22 protein-coding genes and 2 pseudogenes are annotated in these 24,024 nt (G+C 62.8%); 14 read left to right on the forward strand and 10 right to left on the reverse strand.

From position 1 onward, the window contains the following. Nucleotides 1-490 precede the first annotated feature (490 nt). From NWE53_RS27530 to NWE53_RS27580, 11 genes are read left to right on the forward strand one after another with little or no spacing between them, the layout of a single operon-like run. On the forward strand, nt 491-1,207 hold the full coding sequence (locus tag NWE53_RS27530) for a TetR/AcrR family transcriptional regulator (RefSeq protein ID WP_265055401.1): 717 nt from the start codon (nt 491-493) through the stop codon (nt 1,205-1,207). Further along, on the forward strand, nt 1,164-1,901 hold the full coding sequence (locus tag NWE53_RS27535; protein WP_265055549.1) for an SDR family NAD(P)-dependent oxidoreductase: 738 nt from the start codon (nt 1,164-1,166) through the stop codon (nt 1,899-1,901). Before NWE53_RS27530 ends, NWE53_RS27535 begins: the two co-directional genes overlap by 44 nt. Then, nucleotides 1,891-3,453, forward strand: a complete 1,563-nt coding sequence (locus tag NWE53_RS27540) for a class I adenylate-forming enzyme family protein (protein ID WP_265055402.1) — start codon at nt 1,891-1,893, stop codon at nt 3,451-3,453. The genes NWE53_RS27535 and NWE53_RS27540 overlap by 11 nt, the downstream gene beginning before the upstream one ends. A gap of 48 nt (nt 3,454-3,501) precedes the next feature. Beyond that, a complete protein-coding gene (locus tag NWE53_RS27545) occupies nt 3,502-4,668 on the forward strand; it encodes an ABC transporter substrate-binding protein (protein ID WP_265055403.1) in 1,167 nt (388 codons plus the stop codon). Nucleotides 4,669-4,698: 30 nt separating this feature from the next. Beyond that, nucleotides 4,699-5,568 (forward strand): branched-chain amino acid ABC transporter permease, encoded by an 870-nt coding sequence (locus tag NWE53_RS27550; RefSeq protein ID WP_265055404.1) that lies wholly within the window; start codon nt 4,699-4,701, stop codon nt 5,566-5,568. Nucleotides 5,569-5,570: 2 nt separating this feature from the next. Continuing rightward, complete coding sequence (locus NWE53_RS27555) at nt 5,571-6,539, forward strand: branched-chain amino acid ABC transporter permease (protein ID WP_265055405.1); 969 nt, start codon at nt 5,571-5,573, stop codon at nt 6,537-6,539. Continuing rightward, on the forward strand, nt 6,536-7,249 hold the full coding sequence (locus NWE53_RS27560) for an ABC transporter ATP-binding protein (protein ID WP_265055406.1): 714 nt from the start codon (nt 6,536-6,538) through the stop codon (nt 7,247-7,249). The genes NWE53_RS27555 and NWE53_RS27560 overlap by 4 nt, the downstream gene beginning before the upstream one ends. Next, a complete protein-coding gene (locus NWE53_RS27565) occupies nt 7,236-7,949 on the forward strand; it encodes an ABC transporter ATP-binding protein (protein WP_265055407.1) in 714 nt (237 codons plus the stop codon). Before NWE53_RS27560 ends, NWE53_RS27565 begins: the two co-directional genes overlap by 14 nt. Continuing rightward, nucleotides 7,946-8,722: an enoyl-CoA hydratase-related protein gene (locus tag NWE53_RS27570; protein ID WP_265055408.1), complete on the forward strand. Its 777-nt coding sequence runs from the start codon at nt 7,946-7,948 to the stop codon at nt 8,720-8,722. Before NWE53_RS27565 ends, NWE53_RS27570 begins: the two co-directional genes overlap by 4 nt. A 5-nt stretch (nt 8,723-8,727) precedes the next feature. Beyond that, entirely contained in the window at nt 8,728-9,435 is a 708-nt protein-coding gene (locus NWE53_RS27575) for an enoyl-CoA hydratase/isomerase family protein (RefSeq protein ID WP_265055409.1), read from the forward strand. Nucleotides 9,436-9,482: 47 nt separating this feature from the next. Beyond that, a complete protein-coding gene (locus NWE53_RS27580) occupies nt 9,483-9,836 on the forward strand; it encodes a DUF7696 family protein (RefSeq protein WP_265055410.1) in 354 nt (117 codons plus the stop codon). Here NWE53_RS27580 and NWE53_RS27585 read toward each other — a convergent pair. Continuing rightward, entirely contained in the window at nt 9,833-10,549 is a 717-nt protein-coding gene (locus tag NWE53_RS27585; RefSeq protein WP_265055411.1) for a fumarylacetoacetate hydrolase family protein, read from the reverse strand. The two genes, NWE53_RS27580 and NWE53_RS27585, sit on opposite strands and share 4 nt — an antisense overlap. Before the next feature lie 275 nt (nt 10,550-10,824). On the opposite strand from NWE53_RS27585, the gene NWE53_RS27590 reads away from it, so the two are divergent. Beyond that, nucleotides 10,825-11,319 (forward strand): YciE/YciF ferroxidase family protein, encoded by a 495-nt coding sequence (locus NWE53_RS27590; protein ID WP_265055412.1) that lies wholly within the window; start codon nt 10,825-10,827, stop codon nt 11,317-11,319. Nucleotides 11,320-11,504: 185 nt separating this feature from the next. Here the strand turns inward: NWE53_RS27590 and NWE53_RS27595 are convergent, their stop codons facing one another. The 6 genes and pseudogenes from NWE53_RS27595 to NWE53_RS27620 form a co-directional block, all read right to left on the reverse strand. Next, nucleotides 11,505-12,506, reverse strand: a complete 1,002-nt coding sequence (locus NWE53_RS27595) for a D-cysteine desulfhydrase family protein (RefSeq protein ID WP_265055413.1) — start codon at nt 12,504-12,506, stop codon at nt 11,505-11,507. Nucleotides 12,507-13,106: 600 nt separating this feature from the next. Further along, nucleotides 13,107-15,356 carry a mechanosensitive ion channel family protein gene (locus tag NWE53_RS27600; RefSeq protein ID WP_265055414.1) on the reverse strand — a complete coding sequence of 750 codons (2,250 nt, stop codon included), beginning with the start codon at nt 15,354-15,356 and terminating at the stop codon, nt 13,107-13,109. Nucleotides 15,357-15,810: 454 nt separating this feature from the next. Continuing rightward, nucleotides 15,811-16,095, reverse strand: a pseudogene (locus NWE53_RS27605) (transposase); the annotation flags it as partial. Nucleotides 16,096-16,309: 214 nt separating this feature from the next. Beyond that, nucleotides 16,310-16,971, reverse strand: a pseudogene (locus tag NWE53_RS27610) (IS110 family transposase); the annotation flags it as partial. 482 nt (nt 16,972-17,453) lie between these two features. Beyond that, the gene (locus NWE53_RS27615; RefSeq protein WP_265055415.1) at nt 17,454-18,107 is read right to left on the reverse strand and encodes a response regulator transcription factor; all 654 of its coding nucleotides are present in this window, start codon (nt 18,105-18,107) and stop codon (nt 17,454-17,456) included. Nucleotides 18,108-18,350: 243 nt separating this feature from the next. Beyond that, entirely contained in the window at nt 18,351-18,608 is a 258-nt protein-coding gene (locus NWE53_RS27620) for a hypothetical protein (RefSeq protein WP_265055416.1), read from the reverse strand. 206 nt (nt 18,609-18,814) lie between these two features. Here NWE53_RS27620 and NWE53_RS27625 point away from each other — a divergent pair, with 206 nt between their 5' ends. Then, entirely contained in the window at nt 18,815-19,792 is a 978-nt protein-coding gene (locus tag NWE53_RS27625; RefSeq protein ID WP_265055417.1) for a hypothetical protein, read from the forward strand. Between the two features lie 330 nt (nt 19,793-20,122). On the opposite strand, the gene NWE53_RS27630 is transcribed toward NWE53_RS27625, so the two are convergent. Further along, on the reverse strand, nt 20,123-20,356 hold the full coding sequence (locus NWE53_RS27630) for a hypothetical protein (RefSeq protein ID WP_265055418.1): 234 nt from the start codon (nt 20,354-20,356) through the stop codon (nt 20,123-20,125). Nucleotides 20,357-20,489: 133 nt separating this feature from the next. Here NWE53_RS27630 and NWE53_RS27635 point away from each other — a divergent pair, with 133 nt between their 5' ends. Beyond that, complete coding sequence (locus NWE53_RS27635) at nt 20,490-20,900, forward strand: universal stress protein (RefSeq protein ID WP_265055419.1); 411 nt, start codon at nt 20,490-20,492, stop codon at nt 20,898-20,900. A 100-nt stretch (nt 20,901-21,000) separates the two neighbouring features. On the opposite strand, the gene NWE53_RS27640 is transcribed toward NWE53_RS27635, so the two are convergent. Next, entirely contained in the window at nt 21,001-22,197 is a 1,197-nt protein-coding gene (locus NWE53_RS27640; protein WP_265055420.1) for a multidrug effflux MFS transporter, read from the reverse strand. Nucleotides 22,198-22,952: 755 nt separating this feature from the next. Further along, nucleotides 22,953-23,504 (reverse strand): lytic transglycosylase domain-containing protein, encoded by a 552-nt coding sequence (locus NWE53_RS29890; RefSeq protein ID WP_320109594.1) that lies wholly within the window; start codon nt 23,502-23,504, stop codon nt 22,953-22,955. Nucleotides 23,505-24,024: the final 520 nt, after the last annotated feature.

Raw genomic sequence — 24,024 nt, forward strand, 5'->3', positions numbered from 1 at the left:
GATGGCCTCGCTACGGTCGTTCAAGGACCAGTATGTATCACTTTACGACGCCTCAAAATCCCGCAGTAGGCCAATGCACGTAATGAGCAGGGACCTGTTGAGGCAGGGCATTCTGCCAACTTTGTCAGCAGATCGAGCAGGAGCGACATTCTACCTGAGATCCGAACTTGGCGTCCTGAATTAGCGTATCCGATCGGTTCATTTGCGAACCCGGCCACCTTCTTAGGTGCTCGCTCGTTCGGCCAATCTCCCCGCGAAGCTGCGAGCTGGAGCCGATAAGATCGCAACCGGTCCGGTCGCTACCGGGCGGTATCTTCAAGATTGTCGCATGAACGAGAGTTGTGCGGGTTGACAATCTTACCGACCGGTAAGTAATATCCATTTTGTCGAGCACGGCGTTAGACCGGGCCGTGAGGAAACGCCGATGAGAAGATCGATCCCGATCAAGGCGCTCCCCCGGACGGGAGCGGACGGAAGCCGCGCGCAGAGCGTGCGCCGCATCGTCTATGAGCGGGCGCTCGACCTCTTCGACAGCAAGGGTTTTCGCGCCACCTCGATGAACGACATCGCGGATGCCTGCGGGGTCAGCAAGCCGGCAATCTACCATTACTACCGCAACAAATCGCATCTGCTCGAGACTCTCTACGAAGACGTCACGGTGGAGTTCTTCAAGACGATGGAGGCTCTAGCGCATTCGCCGGGCGGTGCGGCGGCGCGTCTTGGCCGGCTTGTCGAGACGCAGGTGCTCTACAACATCGAGAACCGTCGCTTCCTGACGATCTTCTGGCGCGAGCGCCATGAATTCGATGCCCCATCGCGCAAGGGCCTTGCCGCCCGCGAGCGCGAGTTCGAAGCCTGGGTCAGGCACGTCATCGAGGAAGGCCAGGCAAGCGGCGAATTCCGTATGCAGGATCCCCAGATCGCGATGCTCGCGATCCTCGGGCTGCTGTCGACGGTGCATCGTTGGGCAGCCCATGCAGGAGCCACTCCTCAGACTATCGCCACCGAACTCGCTCGTTTGGCGCTTGACGGGGTCGCGCTTCGAAGGGGCGCCGACGGCGAGGATCACGACAGGCCGAAAACGGCCGCGCAAGGCGCATCCGCGCTTAAGCGTCCAGACGCGCCGGAGAGCGCATCAACCGAGGAAGACAAGGGTGAGCAACATGATGCTGGAGGGCAAACGCGTCCTCGTCACCGGCGGCGCTAGCGGCATCGGGGCAAGCGTCGCCCAGATCTGCGCGGAAGCCGGTGCCCGGATTGCGGTTCTCGATCTCGACGAGGCGACGGCGTCGGCCGCCGCCCGGCAACTATGCGGCGCCGGCCATCTCGGCTACGCCTGCGACGTCTCGATCGCTGCCTCGGTCGATGCGGGCTTCGCGGCCGTCGAGCAGGCCTTTGGCGGCATCGACGCCGTGGTCAACTGCGCCGGAATCTGGCGCCCTTCGTCGGACGGGCCGATCACCCGCGTCACGGACGAGACCTGGGACAAGATCATAGCGGTCAATCTGACCGGCACCTTCTATGTTTGCCGTGCGGCCGTCGCGGCCATGGAAAGAGTGGGCGGCGGCAGCATCGTTACGGTCGCCTCAGTCGTCGCTGTGACAGGGTGGGAAAAGCTCAACGCCTATTCCGCCTCGAAGGGAGGCGTCCTCTCGTTCTCGCGCGCCCTCGCGATCGAGTGCGGCTCCAAGAACATCCGCGTCAACTGCATCTGCCCGGGCGTGATTGAGACGCCAATGACGCAAAAGACGTTGGCCTACTCCAAGCCGACCGTCCTCCCCATCGGACGCCTGGGTCGGCCGGAGGATATCGCCCGTACCGCCGCGTTCCTTTGTTCCGACTGGTCGTCCTTCACAACGGCTTCGACAGTCATGGTCGATGGAGGCTTCAGTGCAGCCTGAAAGCGCGGGACTGCCCTATTTGCTGTCGGATATCGTGGCCGACAATGTGCGCTGGGCGCCAGATGAAGCCGCGCTGATCTTCGGCACGCGCATCCGTAACTGGCGTGAATTCGCTGAAGACATGGCCGCGATCCAGAACGGTCTCGCGGCACTGGGCATTGGGCATGGCAGTCGTGTTGCCGTGCTTGACCGCAACAGCGACGATTATGTGCTGCTCGGCTATGCTCTGGCCGGCATGGGCGCCGTCCTGGTGCCGGTCAATATGTGGCTGCGCGCCAATGAGATCTCCTACATCCTTAACAACTGCCAGCCCCGGCTGGTGGTCACTAGCCCGGAATTCCACGCTCTGACGAAGGAAGCGATCGAGCCGCTCGCGGATAAGCCGACGATCGTGCTGCGCGGCCCGGCGCAGGATGGCGTCGTGGCTTTCGCTGCGATGACCGCGATGGCTCCAAACAAGCCGGTCTCGCGGGCCCGAAGCTGGGACGATCCGCATCTCGTGCTCTACACCTCGGGCACGACCGGGCGGCCGAAAGGCGCAGTCATCTCGCATCGGCGCACAATTCTGGACGCATTGAATGCGCTGCCGGTCTTCGGCATCAAGCGGGGTGAGCGGTTTTTCTGCTACATGCCGCTCTTCCACACCGGCGCCTGGGACTACCTCAAGATCTATTTCATTCAGCGCGGCGCGGCCGTGATCGCCGAGCGCTTCGAGCCCGAGAGCGCGGTCGCGATGATAGAGACACATCGGTGCAACGGCATGTTCGGCGTCCCGCTGGTGTTGCGCCAGATGGTCGAATCCAAAGCCTGGCCGACGAGTGACATGAGCGCGATGAAGCTCATTGCCTATGCCAACTACGACCCTTCGACCTTGATCCTGAAGATCGTCGATGCCTTTCGCGAGCGCGGTGCAGTCGGGATCGGCATCGCGAACGCCTACGGGTTGACCGAAGGCGGGCCGTATATCTGCATCAACCGGCCGGAAGAGGCGCTCGACCAGCCGCTCTCGATCGGCCGGCCGGTTCCCGGCACGCAGGTCGCGCTGCTCGACGACGCCATGAATGAGGTTCCCCAAGGCGAACTCGGCGAGATCTGCATCCGTTCGCCTGCGCTGATGAGCGGCTATCTCAACCGTCCGGAGGCGACGCAGGAGGCCTTTGCCGGCGGCTGGCTGCACACCGGCGATCTCGGTCGCGTCGATGAGAAGGGACTCGTCCACCTCGTCGATCGCAAGAAGGACATGATCCGTTCCGGCGGCGAGAACATCTTCGCCAAGGAGGTTGAACTCACGCTGATCGCTCACCCGAAGGTTCGAGATTGTGCTGTTTTCGGCCTGCCGGACGATGATTATGGCGAGCGTGTCGTCGCCGCTATCGTGCCTGAGCCTGAGAGCGGCGCGAGCGCCGAGGAACTGATTGCCTATGTCCGCGCCACGATCGCGGGCTTCAAGGCGCCGCGGCAGGTCGTCTTCATGGACGAACTGCCCAAGACCCCTGCGGGCAAGATCAAGAAACACGAGATCAAGAAGAAGCTGGCGGAAACTGCGGCCTGAAACGCCACGGCACGACCGGTTCTTGTGTTCACAACGGGAGGATAAAAAATGAAGCAGTTTCTGGCAACGCTATCATTGTGCCTTGCTGCCGGCCTTTCGGCCGCGGCAGCCCAGGAGATCGCCATCGGCGATCTTCACCCCATCACGGGCCCTGCCACCTTCTATGGCCTGCCCGAAAGCCGCGGCATCCAGCTCGCAGCCGAGCAGATCAACGCCGCCGGCGGCGTCAAGATCAGCGACAAGGCCTACAAGCTGAAGGTCGTGACCGAGGACGACCAGGCGAGCCCGACCGTGGGCGTGGCCGCACTGCGTAAGCTGATGGCGGCCGATGTCCGCTTCATCATTGGACCGCTGGCGAGCGGCGTGGCGCCGGCCCTCAAGCCGATCATCGAGCGCAGCGACAAGGTCACGCAGATCATCGACGGCTCGATCGCCGACGAATTGACCAACGGCAAGAATATCTTTCGCAACCAGGCGACCGTGAGCGGCTACAATGTCGCGGTCGTCGACCTTTTCAAGGCGCGCAAATTCGGGTCGGTCGCTATGATGACCGACCGCTTCCATGCCGGCTTCATGGGCTCGCAGGCAAAGCTCTCGGCAGATCTCAAGGGGCTGGGCGCGACAATCCTCGGCGAGGAATACTACAAGCTCAACGATACCGACTTCTCCGCCGCGCTGACCAATCTGAAGGGCAAGAACCCGGCCGTCCTGCTGATCCGGGGCTATCCGGCCGAGGGCGCGCTGATCACCAAGCAGGCGCGACAGCTCGGCTTCAACGGCCAGATCGTTTGGGAAATGGTCTCGCCACCTTCGACCGTCCTGAAGAACATCTCGGCAGCGGAGATGGAGGGTGTGTTCAACTGCATCCCGCCCACCACCGAGGATTACGTCAAGCTGGGCGACGACAAGGCGAAGGCGCTCGACGCCGCCTACCGCGCCAAGTTCGGCGACGCACCAGGTGAACTGACCGCGCTCTCCTTCGACGCCGTGCACATGCTCAAGGCCGCCTTCGAGAAGGCGGGCTCGATCGAGAACGCCGCGGTCAACAAGGCGCTGACCGAGCTCAAGCTGGCAGAGGTGCCGGCGCTGGTGACGAAGTACAGCGCCCAACCGGACGGCAAGCTCTTCGACGACAAGGGTCAAGTCGATTTGCGCGGCGTCGTTAGCATCTGGAAGGGCCAGGCGTGGGAGCCGCTCGCCAAGGTCCCGCAGTGACTTGGCAGCACTGAACCAGAGGTCTTCACCATGCTCGAACTCCTTCCTCAGCAGCTGGTCAACGGTCTCGCCCTTGGCTCGACCTATGCGCTCGTTGCGCTTGGGCTCACGCTGATCTTCGGCGTGCTGCTGATCCCCAACTTCGCGCATGGCGAATTCTACATGCTCGGCGCCTTTGTCACATATGCCCTTGTCGCGGCCGGAATCAACTTCTGGCTCGCGATGCTCATCTCGGTGCTGTGCATCATGATGCTTGGCTGCCTCGTCGATCGGCTCGTGTTCCGGCCGATCGATACGGCGCCACCCCTCTCGCTGATGATCTCGGCACTTGCGGCTTCGATCATCCTGCAGCAGGTCGCGACGCTGATCTGGGGCACGGAGGCACGTACCATTCCCGCCCCGCTGACAGGCGTGATCCGGACCGCGTTCTTTGCAGTCACGCAGCTCCAGCTCCTGGTGATGGGCAGCCTCGCGGCCGCGTTCGCTGCGGTCTGGTTGGTGCTGAACCGCTCCCGGCTCGGGCTCGCGATCCGCGCCACGGCGCAGAATCGCGACGCGGCGATGCTGATGGGCATCTCGATGGTGAAGGTCCGCTTCGCGACCTTCGCCATCGGCGCAGGTCTCGGCGCGATCGCTGGAGCGCTTCTCGGAGCGACCTTTCCGATCTATCCGGCCATGGGGGTCAATCCGGTGCTGAAGGCCTTCGTGGTACTCGTCCTGGGTGGCATCGGCAGCCTCTGGGGCGCCGTCTTCGGCGGGTTGGTGCTGGGTGTCGCCGAGGTTCTGGTCGCTGGCTACATCGCAAGCGAGCTTCAGGACATCGGTGCCTTTGCCATCCTCGTCCTCGTGCTGCTCGTGAGGCCGCAGGGACTGTTCGGCCGCGCCCAGGTGGAGCGCTGATCATGGCCAGCATGCCCCTTTCCAGATCGGCCTTCATCGCATCGTTCATCTTCGCGCTGGCCGGCGGTCTGACGCTGACCCTCAACGACTACTTCGTCTATGTCGTCACCATTGGCGCGATCTTCGCGACTCTGGCGGTTGCCTTCGACGTGCTGCTCGGCTTCACCGGCTATCTCTCGCTCGCCCATGGCGCGCTCTACGGGCTTGGCGCCTATGCCTGCGCGCTCCTGACGGCGCGCTACGGCCTGTCCTTCTGGGCAGCCCTGCCGCTGTGCGGCGCACTGACGGGGGCGGCCGGCGCGCTAATAGCGCTACTCGCCTTCCGTACCCGTGGCCTGTATTTCGCGGTGTTGACGCTCGGCATCGGCTTGATCGGGCACCAACTCTTCCTGGTGCTGCCAGGACTGACCGGTGGCGTCGGCGGCTTTGTCGGCATTCCCGGGCCGGAGCAGCCGGCATGGCTGCCGCTGCGCACGACGATTTATTATGCGCTGCTCGCGCTGGGCCTGCTCTTCGCCACGCTGATGGCTGCCCTCGCCTTCGTGCGCTCGCGGCTGGGTGCCGAGTGCCTCGCCGTGCGCGAGGACCTGACGCTGGCGCAGGCGCTGGGCATCCGCGTCGCCTCCGCGAGGCTCGCAGCCTTTACCTTCAGCGCCGTGTTCGCCGGGCTGGCGGGCGCGCTGTTTGCCGCGATCTCCTCCTTCATCGCGCCCGAGAGCTTCACCGTGCTCGGGACCGGCTTCCAGCTCGTCGCGCTGGTCGTCGTCGGTGGCATGGGCACGCTCTGGGGCCCTATCCTCGGCGCGGCCCTGCTGACGGCGTTGCCTGAGGGATTGCGGGTGGCGGCGACGCTGAGCCTGCTTGCCTATGGCGTGCTTCTGCTCGTGTTCATCATCTTCGCGCCCCAGGGCATCGCCAGCCTGATTTCGCGGGGTGCGCGTCGCCTTGGCGGACGGGAGCGCGCGCCATGAGCCTGCTCCAGATCCGCGACATCGAGGCGCGCTTCGGCGGCGTCGTGGCACTCGCCGGCGTCTCGCTCGACGTGCCCGAAGGCATGATCTTCGGACTGATCGGGCCCAACGGCGCCGGCAAGACCACCCTGATCAACATGGTCTCGGGGCTGATCGCCCCGAGCGCCGGCCACATCGTCTTCGACGGAGCGAAGGGCCCCTGGCCGATCGCGAAGACGGTTCGGCGCGGCATCGTGCGCACCTTCCAGCAGACGCGCGCCTTCCTCGGGCTCACCGTTCGCGAGAACCTGCGCATCGCCTCGGTCCACTCGCCCGATCCGGCCTGCGTCGACGAACTGATCGAGGCCTGCAATCTCGGCGATGTGCTCGACCGCACGGCGCGCGACCTGCCCTACGCGACGCTGCGCCATCTCGGCATCGCGCTCGCCTTGGCGCTCAGGCCGCGCCTCCTCTTGCTCGACGAGCCGGCGGTGGGGCTGACGACGGCCGAGGTCGAAAGGCTGGGGGCGCTGGTTCGCCGCTGGAATGCAACCGGCATCACGGTCCTGCTCGTCGAGCACAATGTGCGCTTCCTGATGGAGGTGTCGCAGCGCGTGGCGGTGCTCGATCGGGGCCGCCTGCTGTTCGAGGGCACGCCCGAGGAATGCCAGGTTGAGCAGAAGGTGATCGACGTCTATCTCGGACGGAGGGCTGCCGATGCTGAGGATTGAAGGGCTGCGTGCCGGCTATGACCGGCTCGAGGTGCTGCACGGACTCGGCTTCGAGGTCCAGGCCGACGACCCGACGGTGGTGATGGGTGCCAACGCTGCCGGCAAGACGACGTTGTGCCGCGTCTTAACCGGCCTGATCCCAGCCTGGGGCGGCACGATCCTGCTCGATGGCGAGGAGATCACGCGGCTGTCCTCGGCCGACCGGGTGAAGCGCGGCATCGCCCTCGTGCCCGAGGGCCGCCAGGTCTTCGGCGACATGACCGTTCGCGAGAACCTGCGGCTGGGCGCCTATGTCCATGGCGAACCGCGCACGAACGACTACGACGCCGTCTTCGCGCTGTTCCCGATCCTGCTCGAACGCGAGGGCCAGCGTGCCGGGCTGCTTTCGGGCGGCGAGCAGCAGATGCTGGCGCTGGCGCGCGCGCTGATGTCGCGGCCGCGCCTTCTGCTTCTCGACGAGCCCAGTCAGGGTCTCGCCCCGAAGGCGGTCGATCAGGTCGCCCAAGCCGTCAATCGCATCGCCGAGACCGGCGTCGCGATCCTGCTCGTCGAGCAGAATCTGGCGCTCGCGCAGATGATAGCACGCCACGCGGTCGTGCTCGAAACGGGTACCTGCGTCGCCGACGGACGGGCCAGCGAGATCATGGCCTCGAACGCCATCCAGGACAGCTATCTCGGCAAGAAGAGGACACAACGATGAGCTATCACAACAAGTTCGTGAAGGTCGAGGTCGATCGCGGCCTCGCCGTCGTGACGCTGGACCGACCCTCCGCCAATGCGGTGAGCCTCGAGGTCTATGACGAGTTGCGTCGGACTTTCCACCGGCTCGGCGAGGACAACGACCTGCGAGTCGCGGTGTTCACCGGCGCCGGCAAGGTCTTCTGCGGGGGCAACGACGTCAACGACTTCGTTGATCTCGATTTCGACCAGGCGACCGAGTATCTCGCCCATGTCCGCCTGACCTTCAATGCGCTGTATGATTGCGCCATCCCCATCGTCGGCGCGATCAACGGCGCCGCCGTCGGCACCGGCATCGTGCTGGCTTCGCTCTGCGACATCCGCATCGCCTCCGAGAAGGCGAAGTTCGCGCTGCCCGAGATCGATGTCGGCGTGCTCGGCGGCTCGCGCCATGTCATGCGCCTTGCCGGGCAGGGGATGACCCGGCTCATGATGTATACGGGGCGGCGGCTCTCTGCCCAGGAAGCGCTGCAGGCGCATATCGTCGATCAGGTGGTAGCCCCTGAGGACCTGATGCCGACGGCGATGGCGTTGGCGGAGGAGATTGCCAGCAAGAGCCCGCCGGCCATCAGGCTGGCCAAGCAGGGGCTGAACCGCACTGAATTCATGACCCTCAAGGAAGGCTATGAGTTCGAATGCACGCTGACGGCCGCCGTACGGCGGACGCCCGAAGCCAAGGAAGGCGCGCTCGCCTTCCTGGAAAAGCGCGCGCCCTCTTATGCGACGCGGGGTTGACGCCGATGTTCGAGGTCGAGTGTGAAGGCGAGGTGGCCGTCATCCGGTTCAACAACCCTCCGGTCAACGCCGTCAGCTTCGCTCATTGGCGGACCTTACCGGGGATTATCGCGGGGCTGGAGCGGGATGGCGTTGCTGCGATGGTCTTCACGGGGCTGCCGCACAAGCACTTCTGCGGCGGCAATGATTTTAGAGAGTTCGCCGCGCTGACACCCGAGGAGACGCTCGCCGGAACCGGTGCCGTCCGCGACGGCATGAAGGCGGTGCGCGAGAGCACGATCCCCGCCATCGCGGCCATTCATGGCGCGGCGATGGGGTCGGGCTTTATGCTCTCCTGTGCTTGCGACATCAGGCTAGCGACAGCAGACGCCAGGCTGGCTTTGCCCGAAGTCAAGGTTGGCGCCTTTGGCGGTTACCGGATTGTACGAGAGGTGCTCTCGCAGGGAGAGGCGCGGCTTCTGACCTATACGGGTCAGCCCCTCTCGGGCACGCGGGCGCATCAGATCGGTCTCGTCCAGGAGCTAGCCGACACACCGGCGCGCGTTCTAGAGCGAGCCGTTGCGCTCGCGCATGAGATGGCGAAGTTACTGAAAGGCCGTCTGCGCGCAGAGATAAAGTCCTGCCTCAACCGTGAGGACGAAGAGAACCTATGGACAGCTTACGAATTTGAGCGTGATCTTGCCGCGAACGTAATGGGTACTGCAGCAGGATAGTCGGACTGGATCGTCGTGTTCTTCGAGGCGCCAGTTCCGGACCTGAGATGTCTGCCCACTACGGGACATTCGACGGTCGCCTGACTGCAGACGACCAGCGCGGCGGGTTCAAATTGCGGGCGGCTGAAAGCCGTGGCCGCCCTCGGCCTTCACTTACTGGACTGTATCGTTCCGAGCGTGAGGTCTCGACCTGGTCGGAGGAGTGGCGCCACGAGTGCGAGGTCGCGTTCCTGGCGGGGCTCACTCTGGCGCAGCGCAATCAGGCGCTCGAAGGCGAGAAGGACGGCATGCGGGGCATGAAAAGCATTCTGGGCGACGCCGCGGTCGCTCGCAAAATCCCGCATTGCCGAAGCGGCGGGGATCGGACTGGACGATGCTCCGAGATCGCGGCCGCGCCCTAGGCGCGCTTCTTGGGTGTTTCGCCGATCGTTACCGTCAAGCTTCCGAGGCCCTCAATCGTGCCGACCAGGACATTGCCCGGTAGGACCGCGCCAACCCCGTGAGGTGTGCCGGTCATGATCAGATCGCCGGGTTCGATCGCGTAGTATTTCGACAATGTCGCAATGATTTCAGGGATGCACCAAATCATCAGCGAAAGGTCCGAATCCTGCTTCGCGTGGCCGTCGACCTCAAGCTTGATGCGACCACTCGCTGGATGCCCGACCCGCTCCACCGGATGGATTGGCCCACATGGCGCCGAATGGTCAAAGGACTTCTTCAGCTCCCAGGGGAGACTCGGTCCTGCTGGCGTGTCCCGTAGCCGCCTGCGAGTCATGTCCAGGCAGATTCCGTAGCCATAGACATGCGAGAGCGCCGACTCCTGAGAGACGTCGTAGCCGCCTGACTTCATCGCGGCCAAAAGCTCGAGCTCGAAATGGAAGTCATCGGTCATAGGCGGGTAGGGCACGACGCCGGCATTCTGCACCACCGCATCGGCCGGCTTTTGAAAGATCAGTGGAAAATCGCGTGTCTCGTTGCCACCCATCTCGCGCACATGAGCGACGTAATTGCGGCCGACGCAGTAGATTCGCCGAACGGGAAAGCGTGCGGATGTGCCGATGACGGGCAAGGTCGTCGCCAGCGGCGCTCGGACGGCGAACTCGTCGGTGTTCATGAGGACCTGCGATATTGTCGAAAGAGATACGAGCATAGACGGCAGGTTGTGGCTGTCTATCAGGCGAATGCCGACCGGGGCCACAACCGCGGCGCGCCCGACTCGACGCGAACATGTGACCGTTGCCTTCCGTCCTCGCCCGTTCGAACTTTCACAACTGGTTCGGCCATCTTCAAGAGGCTGCTTGGGAACGGTCCCTACAGCCAGACGTTGTCTGCACATTGCCATGTGCCCCTCAAGTCCGAGGGATGTTGCTGCTTATAGAGGACGTCGAAATGAAGACACTCCAGGAAGCTTTTGAGCACACGCTGCAGGACATTTACTGGGCTGAGAACGCCCTTCTCAAGGCGCTGCCAAAAGTCGCCAAAGCGGTAGGAAGCGCCGAGCTGAAACAGGCATTCGACGATCACATGAAAGAAACAAAAGGCCATGTGACGACACTCGAATCCGTGTTCAAGTCGTTGGGCCTGAAGGCCAGTGGCGAGAAATGTGATGCTATGGCCGGTCTACTGAAAGAGGCGGACGGTCTTATCGAAGAGGCAGAAGGCCACGCACGCGACGTCTGTTTGATCGGCGCCGCACAAGCCGTCGAGCATTACGAGATTGCCCGCTATGGAACACTGCGCGAATGGGCGAAAGTCCTGGGGCACACCGAAGCGCACGAGCTTCTGACGTCGATCCTAGACGAGGAAAAGGCGGCAAATGCCAAACTGACGACGCTGGCGGTGACGACGGTCAACGCCTCCGGATCAACCAGCAAGAAAAAGTGACGAACTGACGTTCGCCAGGGATCAAGGATAGCTCGGTGTGGCGGCATACCGCCGCCACACCCTCGGCGCGCCCGACACGATCAGAACATGTGACCTTTGCCTGTTCGGGCATTCGCTCCCGCGCCATCCGAAACGCATGCCGGGGTGTCTCTCTTGGAGCCGACCGACCTGCAGCCGCTTCGAACTTATCGATGAAACACCTCTGGATACGCGAAGAGACCAGGTGCACCGCCAGTGTGCCAGAAGACGATAGATTCACCGCAAGCGATGGCGCCATTCCTGACCAAGGACAGAAGGCCTGCCATGGCCTTGCCGGTATAAACCGGGTCTAGCAGAATCCCCTCTGTGCGGGCCATTAACTCGACAGCCTCTGTCATTGCTGCGGTGGGCTGGCCGTATCCGGGACCTACCTGGGAGTCGTCGATGTCTAAGGCAGCCATGGTTTCGCGTTGACGGCCTTCGAGAGCAAAAATCTCCTGAACCAAACCGGAAACGATCGCGCGCGCTTGCTCCGCTGAGCGCGAGACGCTGATGCCATGCACGCGGCAGGGCAACCCCGCCTCCTCGACGCCGGCCAGAATGCCGGCATGCGTGCCGCCGCTCCCGGTCGGCAGAACGATATGGTCGATGCAGCAGCCGTCATCCTTCGCTTGGGCCGCCAATTCCAGAAGCGCGTCGCGATAGGCGAGGCTCCCAAGCGCATTCGAGCCGCCGACCGGGATGAAGTAGGGCCTCCGCCCCTGCGCCGTCAGTCCGGCCATCGTCTCTGCAGCGATTGCGGAACTGTCCTCGCTCGAAGCAAGGACGCGGATCTCCGCGCCGAACAGCTTGTCTAGCAGCCAGTTCCCATTCGTTCGATAGGCGTCTCCCCGGTTCGCCACCGAGTCGCTCAAGAGCAGCAGGCAACCCAGTCCATGTCGTGCGGCCGCCGCTGCGGTCTGGCGAGCGTGGTTCGACTGGATCGCGCCCATTGTCACGAGCATATTGGCGCCGCTCTCCAATGCGTCGGCAACCAGATATTCGAGTTTCCTCGCTTTGTTTCCGCCTCCGGCAAAGCCGGTGCAGTCATCACGCTTCATCCAGATCGCCGGGGTTCGGTCATTGCTGGTCAGAGCCTGTGACAGGCGTGGCAGCCGTTCGAACGGTGTAGGCAACGTCGCCAGCCGGACCTTGTCACGCTGATTCATGTAAGCAGGCTCCCAGCCCTCATCCTGTCAGCGACGCTATCATACAACCGGGATGATGCTCAGGTGGTTTGCTTCTGCCTGCCGGCTGTGCGTCACCGACGCAGAAGATCCGCGCCACACTCGCGGCGCGCCCGACACGATTCGAACGTGTGATTATTGCCTTCGGAGGGAAAACGGGAGCTGCAGGGTTCGATCGACATGAAGCTTAAGGACAGCATCCACAGATGGGTCTGCCAGACGTGGTTGCATCGGGCTACAGCCAGTGCGTTCCGCGTACCCCCTGATCATTCAGGCGATGACCAGAGCAATATCTGCAAGGCTTTGCCGGCATGCTGCAGGCAGATGGCCCGGCCGGACGTACCGGTCTCCCCGACCGCTGGTTCGACGGCCCAGGCTGTTGGCAGGCGCCGCACGGCTCGCCAACCCACACTCCGGCAGGTTGCCACGCTTGGGAGTTTCGATGCTACCTGTGATCTACCCTTCAACATGGATTATCGCATATAGAAACGTATCTTATTGATAAAAATGTGAATATTTATGTCGTCTGCAAGTTTTCCCGATCACGCAAGGTTACTGGTGCATCTGCTTGTCGGATTGTACTCAGGTTGCAGGTTCTGCGGCCGGTGCCGCAGCACCCGCTCGATTGCGCATCTGTACAGAGTTAGCTGCCGCGGCCGCCGATTCGGTCCCAGACCCTAAAGTCTGCACGGCCACCATGGTATCGGCGAACTCGATCCCGACCTCGGCAAACTTGGCGACCATCTTCTTGACCGCCATGCGCTGCACGTAGCTCGGCTGGATCGGACGTACGGTGAACTTGAAGCGCACCAGCATCGCGTTGTCGAGAATGTCCGCCACGCCCTGCATGCGCAGCGGCGCGAGGAACTCGTCCTTGAGCTCCGGGTCCTGCTGCATTTCGTCGCCGATCTTCTTCACTGTCTTTCGCAACTTTTCGAGATCGGTGTCGCGCTTGAAGCGGAGATTGAATTTCACCGTGGCCCAGTCCCGGCTGAAGTTGGTGATCTGACCGAGTTGCCCGAAAGGAATGGTGTGAACCTGTCCGTTCTGATGGCGCAGCCGGATCGAACGGAGCGTAAAGCCCTCTACCGAGCCCTTGGCCTTGCCACAGTCGATATATTCGCCGATGCGGAACGCATCATCGCTCAGATAGAAGACACCCGAGACGATATCGCGCACGAGCGCCTGGCTGCCGAACGAAATCGCGAGCCCGAAGACCGATGCCGCAGCTAGAAGCGGCCCAATGTTCACACCCAGCGCCGACAGCACGATGAGCAAAGCCAGTACGCTGATGCTGATGGCTAGGACGATGCGCAGAAGTGGGAGTAAGGTCGCGAGGCGTGATCCGCCGCCGATAGCTTCATCGTGACCAGCGGCGGCGATGGCGGCTGCCGCGGGGTCATTGCGACGAGTGAAGAAATCGGTGAGTTCCCATGCGACAAAGGCGAGGAACAAGGTCACCGCCGTTGCGAACGACGAACGGGTCAGTGCCAGCCAGCCCTTAGCGTCGACCAGCGCAAAGACTTCCACGATCCAGCTCTGCGCCACAAGCGCGATGATACCGATCAGGATGGCAACACGTACACAACGCACCACGACATCCGAGAATCGGCGGGACTGCGATAGCGGGAGTGAGACAGCGTCTTCTACCGACGGCGCCGGGACAGCAACACTTGGTCGAGTGAGGTAGCGGCTGAGAGTCTGCAACAAGACCAGCGCAATTAATGCATTAAGCGTCAGAAGCACTGCATTTGGGACGGTGTAACGCACCATGACGGCGCCAAAGATCTGGGTGAGGCCCATGATGACGAAGAGCGGCAGCGTCAGATACAGCCAATGGATACCGAGGCGGCGTCCTAAGCTCCGTGCTCCTTGGTCATGAGACAAATTCGCGAACCAGCGCGCCATCGGAACGCGCGACGCCACGGCGGCCCAGGTGGCGAGTGTCACGGTGGTTATTGAAACAACGATCTGGCCAGCCGCCACCACCTCGGGCGGGGCACTCGTCGCAATCAGCATGCGGATCACGATCCGCAGCGCGACGATCAGCAGGATGACCAGCGAAATTCGAAGATAGACAACGCTCGCGCCGGCATCGTCCATGCTGGCGAGCCGCGCCCCGGGCAGCGCGGGGCGCAGCAAGGCGCGAAATGCCAGCATATAGAAGCGCCACGCAAAGATGCCGGCGAGAATGGCGGCGGCGAGCTTGTCCTGGCCGCTTGCTCGTGAAAACCAGATGCCGATCGCGCCATAACTGACCAACCAGACGGCGGCCAATCCCAGCAGATCAATTGCGAGAATGCCCAGGAGCGGCCCTGCCACTGTCAACCCGGGCGTCGCTGCGGCCCTCATGCTCAGGCGACGTTGAACATTGCCGAAAAGGCTACCGACAAGCCGCTCCGCGCCCAGCGCCGCAAGGATCGAGAGCAGCAGTATCGAGACGAAGGCAAGAAGTCCCCGACCGCCGCCCGCTTCCACGACGAGTGCCGGAAGCCCCATGAGCCGCCGTCCAAGCTCGGGTAAGGCCTCGACCGCCCGGCTGCTGCGGCCGACAAATGCACTGACCTCGGACTCGACGCTACCGTCTGCCGCATCAGGGATTGTTTCAGGCGGGGTTGCAGCGACCTTGCCCGCAGGAAGGGCCTTCAATTTCACGACGACGGCCTGGCTTATCGCCTCGACCAGGGCGTCATACTGTTCCTTGCTGATGCCAGCAGGCGGGCTTGGGGTTTGCGCAGTGGCCAGCGGCGTGAAAATGGCGAAGGCCAAAAGGAAAAGTAAGCCACGCAAAAGCGCGATCAATTGATGAGGCGCAGGCAGGAGCAGTCGCATTCGTGTTCAGCCAAATCTCAGGAAGATCGCTCATCAACGTCTCGATTGACGCTAGCACAGACTACAGGCACGAAGCAGCCCCGCACCACACTTGGCCTGGCTGGGCTTCCGTAAGATTGGTCCGCCTCATCCTCTTACCCCATCATGGGGCGGCCATCGCGCCGACACCGGAGAGAAGCGCGAGCCCCGTGCGGCGACCTCACACCGAATTGACCCCCGAGCAGAACTGACCGCAGCTGAACGCGATCCGCACTGCCGTCGTCCCCGCTGGTACAACCGGCGGTCGATCGGTGCTGCCTCTTGACTTAAGCCGCGATAGAGAAGCGGACGTTCCGAGTGTCGAAGGAGGGTGGACCACTGACCGCTGGCCAGCTTTCCGTATGCCGCGATCGCCCCGAAGTCGGAAATTGAGCCCCCGCATGAAGAGGCATTCTGACCCCGCGAGGCAGCCGACGGCTACGATGGCGCGCCGCATGCCGCGGCGCTGCGCAACCCGAGTGCCCCATGCTTTGAGCCAGGACCAGTGCCGGCTCTGCGTAAGCAGCGTCTGGGCGGCCTCGTACAGCATCGTCCGGAGCATGGTGTCGCCGGACTTGGAGATGTCGCCATCATAGTCGATCTCGCCGGACTGGTGGCGTCGAGGTGTCAGACCAACGTGCGCGCCGACCGCCCTCGAGTGAACAAAGCGCTGCGGCTGATCGACCGTCGCCCGATAGGTGAGAGCCACGACCGCCCCGACGCGGGCGCTCTTGCCGCCGTCGAGCGGCAGAGGCTGCGGACATTACGATCTCGTCTCACCACCGTCTCCGTGAGGACCTCTCCCTGCCGTGGCAGAACCCGTCGCTGCTCCTGTGCCGGTCGGGGTCAGGCCGCCTGAACGGTGGCTGCCGGGTCGCGACCCCAGCGGAAGTCGGAGCCGTCGACCCACATGCGATCACCGCCAGTCGCCTGGCGCCAGGCGCGGTCATCAGCCGCCGGCACACGGGATCCTGGCGAGCCAGTTCGAGCAGCATTTTGTGCAACCGCGTGAACTCCTGGCGCAGGACGCGCCGGACGGTGAGCAGCGGCTCCACGATCGCCGACAGACTGGACATGCCCCCCACCAGGTCGCGACGCGAGCCTCGAACCCAGCCGTGCCGACCACGCCGACCTTGAGGCCGAAGTTGCGCAGCGTGCCGCGCAGGTCGAACCCGATATCGAGCATCTTGCGCTGCAGGAGCTTCCGGCTGGTCAGCAGCATCCGCTTCTCCTGGCTCGCCAGCGTCTTGACGTGGACAGGTTTGAACAGGCCGACGCGCATCATCTGCGCGATACCGCGAGCGTCGTGACGGTCCGACTTGTTGACCTGTTGCGCGTTCAGAAGCGAGTTCATGTGCCGCGTCTCGACGCAGATCACCGGCAAGCCTGCTTCCGCCAAGCCAATTACCAGCCACTGCGAGAGCGGACCGGCCTCAATCCCGATCCGTCCATAGTCGCCGCTGATGGACTTGAGCAGCCCGACGAGATCGTCCGGCTCGGTCGCAACCTTCTGCTCGAACACAACCTTGCCGGCTTCGTCGACGACGCACACCGCCGTCTCCTGCACCGACACGTCCAGACCTACGAAATGCGCCATCGCCGTCGCTCCTTCGCTTGCTGCCGAGGTCAGGTCCGACCTCTCCGGCACCGAATGTGAAGGGCTACGCACTCCCGCTCCCAATCGCGCGCGGCCACCGCGATACGTCATCTTATGGGAAAGGCGTTGACGACTTTCCTCGAGCGGGAAGGACATTCGCGGGGGCGTTGGTACCGACTGGGATGCAAGTCGGGCGAGGCGACAAATCGTTAGGCGCCAGCAGTCCACATTTTGTGGACGATGCCGGATGGCGAGCGTAGCCTCGGCCCGCCGCTGAGATGCGGCCGAACGCCACCGGACAGCAACAGCCCCCCAGCCCAGCGCCGGTGGCGTCTTGCTGTCGCCACCCTTAGTGGATCGTCAGACGCACCGTTACGCGACGAGATAATTGCAGACTATCGAGACCTGGTGGCCTCCCTGGAGTTGGAAGCCCAGATCTGGGCAGATCGCGAGAGCAAGAGGGGAAGACACGCTAGAAAGGGTTAGCTGGACACCCGCAACGCTCGGGGGCGGACGAGGCCCAGCCGTTCCGCGCAGGATACGAGTTCGGCTACAGAGCGGACCTGCATCTTCTCCATCATCTTTTGACGATGCGCCTTCACAGTGCGCTCCGTCGTCCCGAGTTCGAATGCGACCTGCTTGTTCTTCTTGGCCCGTACGACGCGGTCAAAGACCTGCCGCTCGCGTGGAGTCAATTGATTCAGTCGAGCCATACCCGCGCGCGCCCAGACTTCCTGCTCCATGGTGAGCCGGTGTCGTGCGATCGCCCGGTCGATCGCCTCGAGGAATTCTTGGGGCTCGACTGGCTTGGTGAGGAAGTCTTCGGCCCCCGCCTTGATCGCGTTGACGCACGCCCGAATGTCGCTGTGCTCGGCCAGGAAGATAACCGGCAGACCAAAGCCGGCCTTGCTCAAGCGATCTAGAATGTCGGATGGAGCTGTGTCGCGAGCTTGCCTGTCGATGACGATGCAGCCTGCATTCTTATCATCCGGCAGCTGCCTAAAAATCTCTTCGGCGCTGCCATAACTCCGGGTTTTATAGCCGCTGGCCCGGAGCATGTTGTCGTTTTCGGCCCGAGATGCAGCGTCGCCGTCGACGATATAGATGAGAGTAGGCATGTAATAGATGGCTTCCATGCATTCCGCCTCTGCCGGCGGGTCTAAGAACGCGATCGCCCTTCCGTAAAGCAATCAAAGCCGCAAATGGCGCGGAAGGAAGTAGGTTACAGTTTGCAACATGGGAGCGTCGCACGCAGGCATGCGTCCAATGCGATTTCGGGCCCGCCTCAGACGCGAAGCGCGTGGCGCGCCCATCTGAGAGGCTGAGGGCTTAATCAAGAAAGTCAGTCGACGGCTCGGGTCAATGCCCTCTCGCTGAGCCTATCCTGCCATGATGTCGCGATCTGCCCAGATCTGGGCTTCCAACTCTAGGGAGGCCATCAGGTCTCGGTAATCTGCAATCATCTCGTCGCGTAACGGTGCGTCTGACCTGGTCCAGTAATCCAGCCCCACATGCGCCAATTCGTACGCCTCGCAAACGTCGAGAAAGGGTTCGCTTGCGGCCAGATCAAAACGGGCCCGCCAATCAGGAAAACGCATTTTCAGACGGGCGCGCCCGCGCTCCTCGATCCGGGTCATGATGCCGACCTCGATATGTGAGGGCGGGTCGATGCACTCCTTGCCCTTCACTGATTTTGGGCATGGCGCAGCGATCCCTCAATTGACCTTAGGGACAGCAGGGGCGAGAGTTTGGCTGACTTGTTAGCGCTCTGCGTGTCACCGCGCTGTTGCACTAATTTCTCCATCTGTTCGGATGGTGCGTGGTCACGCGGCCGGAGTGATTGATGATGCCGACGAGTTCCAGCAGTGGCTCAGTTTCCTGCGTTATTCCTGGGATCTCTGAAGACGATATTCGTGCCCAACTGGGTCGCATTTTAGCAAGTGACGACTTTAAGGTGCCCGAGCGGGTGCGCCGGTTTCTGTCCTTTGTGGTTGAAGAGACGCTCTGTGGCCGGACAGACCGCATCAAGGCCTATGCGATCGCAGTCGAAGTCTTCGGTCGGGATGCAAATTTCGACGTCCTGGACGACCCCGTCGTTCGCATCGAGGCGGGGCGGCTCAGGCGCGGATTGGAGCGGTATTACCTGCTCGAAGGCAGTACCGACCCGCTTGTGATCGAGATTGCCAAGGGGGGCTATGTGCCCAGCTTCCGCTGGCAATTGAACGATCAGATCGACCCTGCGCCGCTTTCACCATCCGATCCCGCGCCCGACGAACCACCCCGCCCGCAAATGGGCGCGCGGTTGAGGCGCCCTTGGCTCGTCGGCGCCACTTCAGCGCTCGCGATCAGCTCGTTGGTGGCCTTCCTGGCGATGGCGAACCGACCGGTCCCGGCGGCGCCAGTGAGCCCGGCACGGCTGTCACTCGTCGTGAAGCCCTTCGTCAACCTCACTGAGAAAGCCGAATTCGAGGTTTTCGCGGCAGGACTTGCCGACGATGTCATCTCGCAGCTCGTTCCGAACGAAGAGCTGACGATCTTTCGCAGTCAGACTTCAGCTGCCTTGGAATCTTCCGCGTCCGCCGCACAAATCGATCGCCAGCTTGGCCGGCGGCATATCCTGGAGGGCGTGATCCGTGCAGGCGACGGCAAGCTCAGGATCACAAGCCGCCTGCTGGATGGGCAAACGACCGCGATCATCTGGTCGGGCATCTATGAAGCGGACCAAAATGCTGGCAGCGGCTTCGATCTCGAGACAAACATAGCGGCCAAGATCGCCGCATCCGTGAGCCTGCGCTTACGACCGCCGGCGAAGATGCAGTAGGCGCATTTGCGGATGCCCATTGGTTGGTCAATGCCCGGCTCACACTAAAGCTTTTTGAAAACACGGAGCAGCACAGCGACAGTGAAAGCTGTCTCCGTGCGGATCGCCGCAATCGGGTGCCCAAATTGAGGGTCTCCAAGGTGATCAAATCAAGCAGCAACTGGCCACCTCAGGCCAGCGCGACACCGCAGTGCCGAAGCGGTCATTGCGGAGCCTCCATGTTACAGCCCACAACCTCAAGCCGCTCATCGCTTGAGGTGCTGGACGCATTGGACGGCGATTTTGGACTGAAAGACGGCTGCGACCAGGAACGTCCTGCGAAGATGACGCTCAGCAAATCCGCTGAATGAACGTTGCCACCTGCGTCCCGCAAAGCTTGCCAGGTTCTGGGATGAACATTCCTTCTGGTCCTGCCGACATCATGGCCCGGATGACGTAGCCAGAATTGACGTTCATAAAAATCAGATAGGACTCGATCTGCTTATAGATGAGGTCGTCAATTGGGCCGGGCTTGCCGTGCCTGCTCACTTGATGGAACCCAAGCCGGCTATCGGTGGCCCACATTGGACGCCCCCCATAAAGAGGCGCGCCGATTTATGCGATGTTGCCGTCGAACATAATACTTGCGGCCAACTTGGCCGCGAGCCGGACTCTCACAAAGCTACGGCATCGAGCAGATACCTACGGGAGAGGGCAAATGTACAAACACATTCTGATCGCCACAGACGACTCCGAACTTGCTCGCAAGGGTCTTGAACATGGCTTGGCGCTCGCCAAGCCGCTCGGGGCGAAAGTCACCGTTCTGACCGTTTCGGCGCCCCTGCGCCCGGAGTTGGCATCTGCAGCCCGTCAGCAGATTGATGAGTTCATCAAGGATCGCATTACTTCCATAGAGCAACGCGCGTCCGAAAACGGCGTCACGGTAGATCTGGAACACGAGATCGATGTCTCTCCAGCCGCGGCAATCGTCCGATTGGCGAAGCTCAAGGGCTGTGACCTCATCGTGATGTCCTCTCATGGCCGGCGAGGCATACAGAAAGTCGTGCTGGGGAGCCAGACGTCTGAGGTGCTGGCAAGTACAACTATCCCTGCACTGGTGATCCGGTAGTCGATCCTCCCAGCAGAGTGCGCGCGGAGTCCGACAGCGGCATCGTGCCCATGAAGCCTTCGGGCGCCGTGCAAAGGCGATGGGCGTCACGGCTGACCGGCTAGATCCTGGCCGCCCGCACGGCGGCGCTCGCCCTGAACAGCACGAGCGCGGCGACGCCGATCGCCGACATCACCAGGGGCAACGGCAGCGCGCCGCTCTTTAGCGAATGGCCGACGAGGAGGCCGACGCAGGCCGAGAACAACATCTGGCAGATCCCGGTGAAAGATGAGGCCGCCCCGGCGCGATCCGGGAAGGGCATCATCGCCGAGGCCTGCGCCTGCGGCATGGTCAGCCCGACGCCACAAGTGTAGAGCGCCATCGGCAGGACAACGCCGGCCACGCCGCCGAAACCGCCAGCGACGCAGACCAGCATGGCAAGGCCTCCGCCGGCGAGGAACCGCACGCCGAGCGCGATGACACCGTCCATGCCTTGGCGGGCGACGAGACGCTGCGCGAGGATCGTGCCGAGAATGAAGCCGAGCACGACGAGACTGAAGGACAGGCCATACTGGACCGGCGTCAGACCATGGATGTCGATCAGTACGAAGGACGAGCCGGAGATGAAGGCGAAGAGCCCGCCATACGCCAGCGCCGTCAGCGCGACATAGACGCGAAAGGCACGGCTCGCGAGCAGCGTGCCCAAGCCGCTGATGATGGAGACCAGCGAGAGCGGCTCGCGCGAGCGGCTCCGGATCGTCTCGGGCAGGAGGAACGTCACCATCGCCACCAGGGCAGCGGCGAAGGCCAGCGAGGCGACGAAGGTCGAGCGCCAGCCGAAGGCCTGCTGCAGCACCCCGCCGAGCACCGGCGCAATCGCTGGCACCACCCCCATGATCATGCCCATGCGGGCCAGTTCGCGGCCGGCACGTGGCCCGTCATAGAGATCGCGCACCATGGCGCGGCTGAGCACGATCGGTCCCGACGCGCCAAGCGCCTGGACCGCGCGGGCGCTGGTCAGAGCCTCGATCGAGGGCGCGAAGGCGCAGGCCAGCGTCGCCACCAAAAAGATGCCGAGCCCCACCAGCAGCACCGGCCTGCGGCCGATCCGGTCGGAAAGTGGTCCCCAGAAGATCTGGCCGCCGGCGAAGCCGAACAGGAAGACCGACAGCGTCGCCTGCGCGCCGGCGATGTCGGTCTGCATCACCTGGACGATGTCAGGCAGCGAGGGCAGGTAGAAATCGGTCGAGAGCGGGCCGAGCGCCGTCAGCATGGCCAGCATGGCGGTCATCGCCAGCGTGTCGGGGCGCAGTTTCATGGAGGGGCGGCCTTGCGTGAACGGCAGGCGGCTGTCTAGGCCCGGCCCGTCAAAATGTCGAGGATTGGCCGCCACCCAGCGGCCTCGTGCCCTTTGCTGCCTTTGGCGCATCTCGCGGGACGTGCGGTGGGCGCCCGGAGGGGGCCATCACAGCGAAAGGGCGTGGGTAATACCACGCCCTCGCTCCACAGGAGCTAATTCGCCGTTGGTTAGGCGATAAAGACTATCAGCAGATGAAAGAAGTCATCAGTTTTTTAGCCCTCCTTTGTGCCGCAAGGTGTCGGTCGACACCTCTCCGCGCAGTAGAGGTGGATTCATCCGCGCGAAGCTCAATCTGCCTGAGACGTTACACCAACTACTGGCTACGGCTCGTCCCCCGACATATGTACCTCCTGTCATTCACGTCGGCCGCGTCAGTTTGGCCGCGAACTTGTAGTAGGTCTAGTAATGCGGAGCGAAGCGGGATTGACGGCCTGGTTCTTCGAGAAGCCTACGCCCGTGGACCGTGGCATGTCGTTCTCCGACAGCCACTCGACGGAGATTACGGGCAATCGCGTTCAGAGCAGCGACGAATTGGGATGCACCTTTCATCAGTGCCTCACTGCAAAGAACGTAGGAATGCCACCCATGTTCCAGATGCCGCTGTAAATCCGATGCCATGATGGCAATGCTGCTACCTGTCCGCATCCGGCAGTATCGCAGATCATCCCGATGAACGGAATCCCAAGCACGACTCCTTCATTCCGATCAATCCACTAGCGAGTTGGAAGAACTCTGTCCGACGCGGGGCGGGGTTTGGCTAGCCGGGTATGGTCCTTGCCGAGGCCGGTCGCTTCGAGAAGCCCTTTCCGCTTGGCGTCGTAATAGTACCCGCTCCGATAGTATCGGTCGGCGCGGCTCGGGTCGCGATCGGCCACGAGCCAGGCTCCCCGCAGATATTTGAGGCCGTAGGTGAGATTGACCTCGGGATCTAGCAACCCCGCTGCCGGGCCGGTGTAACCCATGCTGCGCGCCGTCGCGTGTTTGATCTGCATCAATCCAAAATGACCACCTTTCTGGGCGGTTGGGCGAAAGTTGCTCTCGCGCTTGACGATTCGCCGGACCAAATCCGAGGGGAGTTCGTAATGCGCTGACTGCTGTTCGATGATCCGGTCGATGCCTGCGCGCGGCGGGGCGCCTGGTGACCGAGGGTCAACGGACTGTTCGCTGGATGCCTCCCCGGACGTTTCGTCCGTAACGATGCAACCTCCAACCCCGGCAGACAGCAAGGTGATACCGGCTGCAACGAGACGTCTTTGCCACGGCAATCTTGGTCTCCATCAGCTGACGAACTGCTCACGGGAAACCAACTCTAGGCTTAAAGGCGGCGCTGGCCAATCCTGCTGCTTGGGTCGGGGCGCTGCTCCTCGAAGCCATCCAGGGTGAAGACGTCGGGAAAGGTCGCCGTCCCCAGCGCGGTCGGCGACAAAAAGCACCCTCGACCTGATCGAGCGCGCGGAGTCCGACCGCTGCATCGGGCCATGAAGGCTTTTCGGGCGCCGTGCGAAGCGACGGGCGTCACGGCTGTAACGGGCAGCAGGGCAGCGAGACGGTCTTCAGGTGCGCGACCCGGATGATGGCAGTGGGGACGGTGCAGATGACGAATCTGACGAGACGGTTTCAGCACAGGCGAAGCTGGCTGACGGCCCCGCGGCAGGTGATGACAAAGCACTCTGTGAGTGATCGTCGGCTAACCTTGCCAAGTTCGATCTCGACGTCCACGGCCTGTCCGGGCGAGATGCGCGAGCAGCCGATATCTGAGCAAGGCATTGCTCTGTGGATAGGGGA

This window comes from Bosea sp. NBC_00550, from assembly GCF_026020075.1.
Lineage (GTDB): Bacteria > Pseudomonadota > Alphaproteobacteria > Rhizobiales > Beijerinckiaceae > Allobosea.

Excerpts from the sequence above, each read along its gene's own strand:
- NWE53_RS27615 (WP_265055415.1), bottom strand. The coding sequence starts at position 18,107 with ATGGAAGCCATCTATTACATGCCTACTCTCATCTATATCGTCGACGGC.
- NWE53_RS27630 (WP_265055418.1), bottom strand. The coding sequence starts at position 20,356 with ATGTGGGCCACCGATAGCCGGCTTGGGTTCCATCAAGTGAGCAGGCAC.
- NWE53_RS27620 (WP_265055416.1), bottom strand. The coding sequence starts at position 18,608 with ATGACCCGGATCGAGGAGCGCGGGCGCGCCCGTCTGAAAATGCGTTTT.
- NWE53_RS27640 (WP_265055420.1), bottom strand. The coding sequence starts at position 22,197 with ATGAAACTGCGCCCCGACACGCTGGCGATGACCGCCATGCTGGCCATG.
- NWE53_RS27585 (WP_265055411.1), bottom strand. The coding sequence starts at position 10,549 with ATGAACACCGACGAGTTCGCCGTCCGAGCGCCGCTGGCGACGACCTTG.
- NWE53_RS27590 (WP_265055412.1), top strand. The coding sequence starts at position 10,825 with ATGAAGACACTCCAGGAAGCTTTTGAGCACACGCTGCAGGACATTTAC.
- NWE53_RS27555 (WP_265055405.1), top strand. The coding sequence starts at position 5,571 with ATGGCCAGCATGCCCCTTTCCAGATCGGCCTTCATCGCATCGTTCATC.
- NWE53_RS27560 (WP_265055406.1), top strand. The coding sequence starts at position 6,536 with ATGAGCCTGCTCCAGATCCGCGACATCGAGGCGCGCTTCGGCGGCGTC.
- NWE53_RS27550 (WP_265055404.1), top strand. The coding sequence starts at position 4,699 with ATGCTCGAACTCCTTCCTCAGCAGCTGGTCAACGGTCTCGCCCTTGGC.
- NWE53_RS27545 (WP_265055403.1), top strand. The coding sequence starts at position 3,502 with ATGAAGCAGTTTCTGGCAACGCTATCATTGTGCCTTGCTGCCGGCCTT.
- NWE53_RS27625 (WP_265055417.1), top strand. The coding sequence starts at position 18,815 with ATGATGCCGACGAGTTCCAGCAGTGGCTCAGTTTCCTGCGTTATTCCT.
- NWE53_RS27595 (WP_265055413.1), bottom strand. The coding sequence starts at position 12,506 with ATGAATCAGCGTGACAAGGTCCGGCTGGCGACGTTGCCTACACCGTTC.
- NWE53_RS27580 (WP_265055410.1), top strand. The coding sequence starts at position 9,483 with ATGTCTGCCCACTACGGGACATTCGACGGTCGCCTGACTGCAGACGAC.
- NWE53_RS27565 (WP_265055407.1), top strand. The coding sequence starts at position 7,236 with ATGCTGAGGATTGAAGGGCTGCGTGCCGGCTATGACCGGCTCGAGGTG.
- NWE53_RS27575 (WP_265055409.1), top strand. The coding sequence starts at position 8,728 with ATGTTCGAGGTCGAGTGTGAAGGCGAGGTGGCCGTCATCCGGTTCAAC.
- NWE53_RS27600 (WP_265055414.1), bottom strand. The coding sequence starts at position 15,356 with ATGCGACTGCTCCTGCCTGCGCCTCATCAATTGATCGCGCTTTTGCGT.
- NWE53_RS27635 (WP_265055419.1), top strand. The coding sequence starts at position 20,490 with ATGTACAAACACATTCTGATCGCCACAGACGACTCCGAACTTGCTCGC.
- NWE53_RS27570 (WP_265055408.1), top strand. The coding sequence starts at position 7,946 with ATGAGCTATCACAACAAGTTCGTGAAGGTCGAGGTCGATCGCGGCCTC.
- NWE53_RS27535 (WP_265055549.1), top strand. The coding sequence starts at position 1,164 with ATGATGCTGGAGGGCAAACGCGTCCTCGTCACCGGCGGCGCTAGCGGC.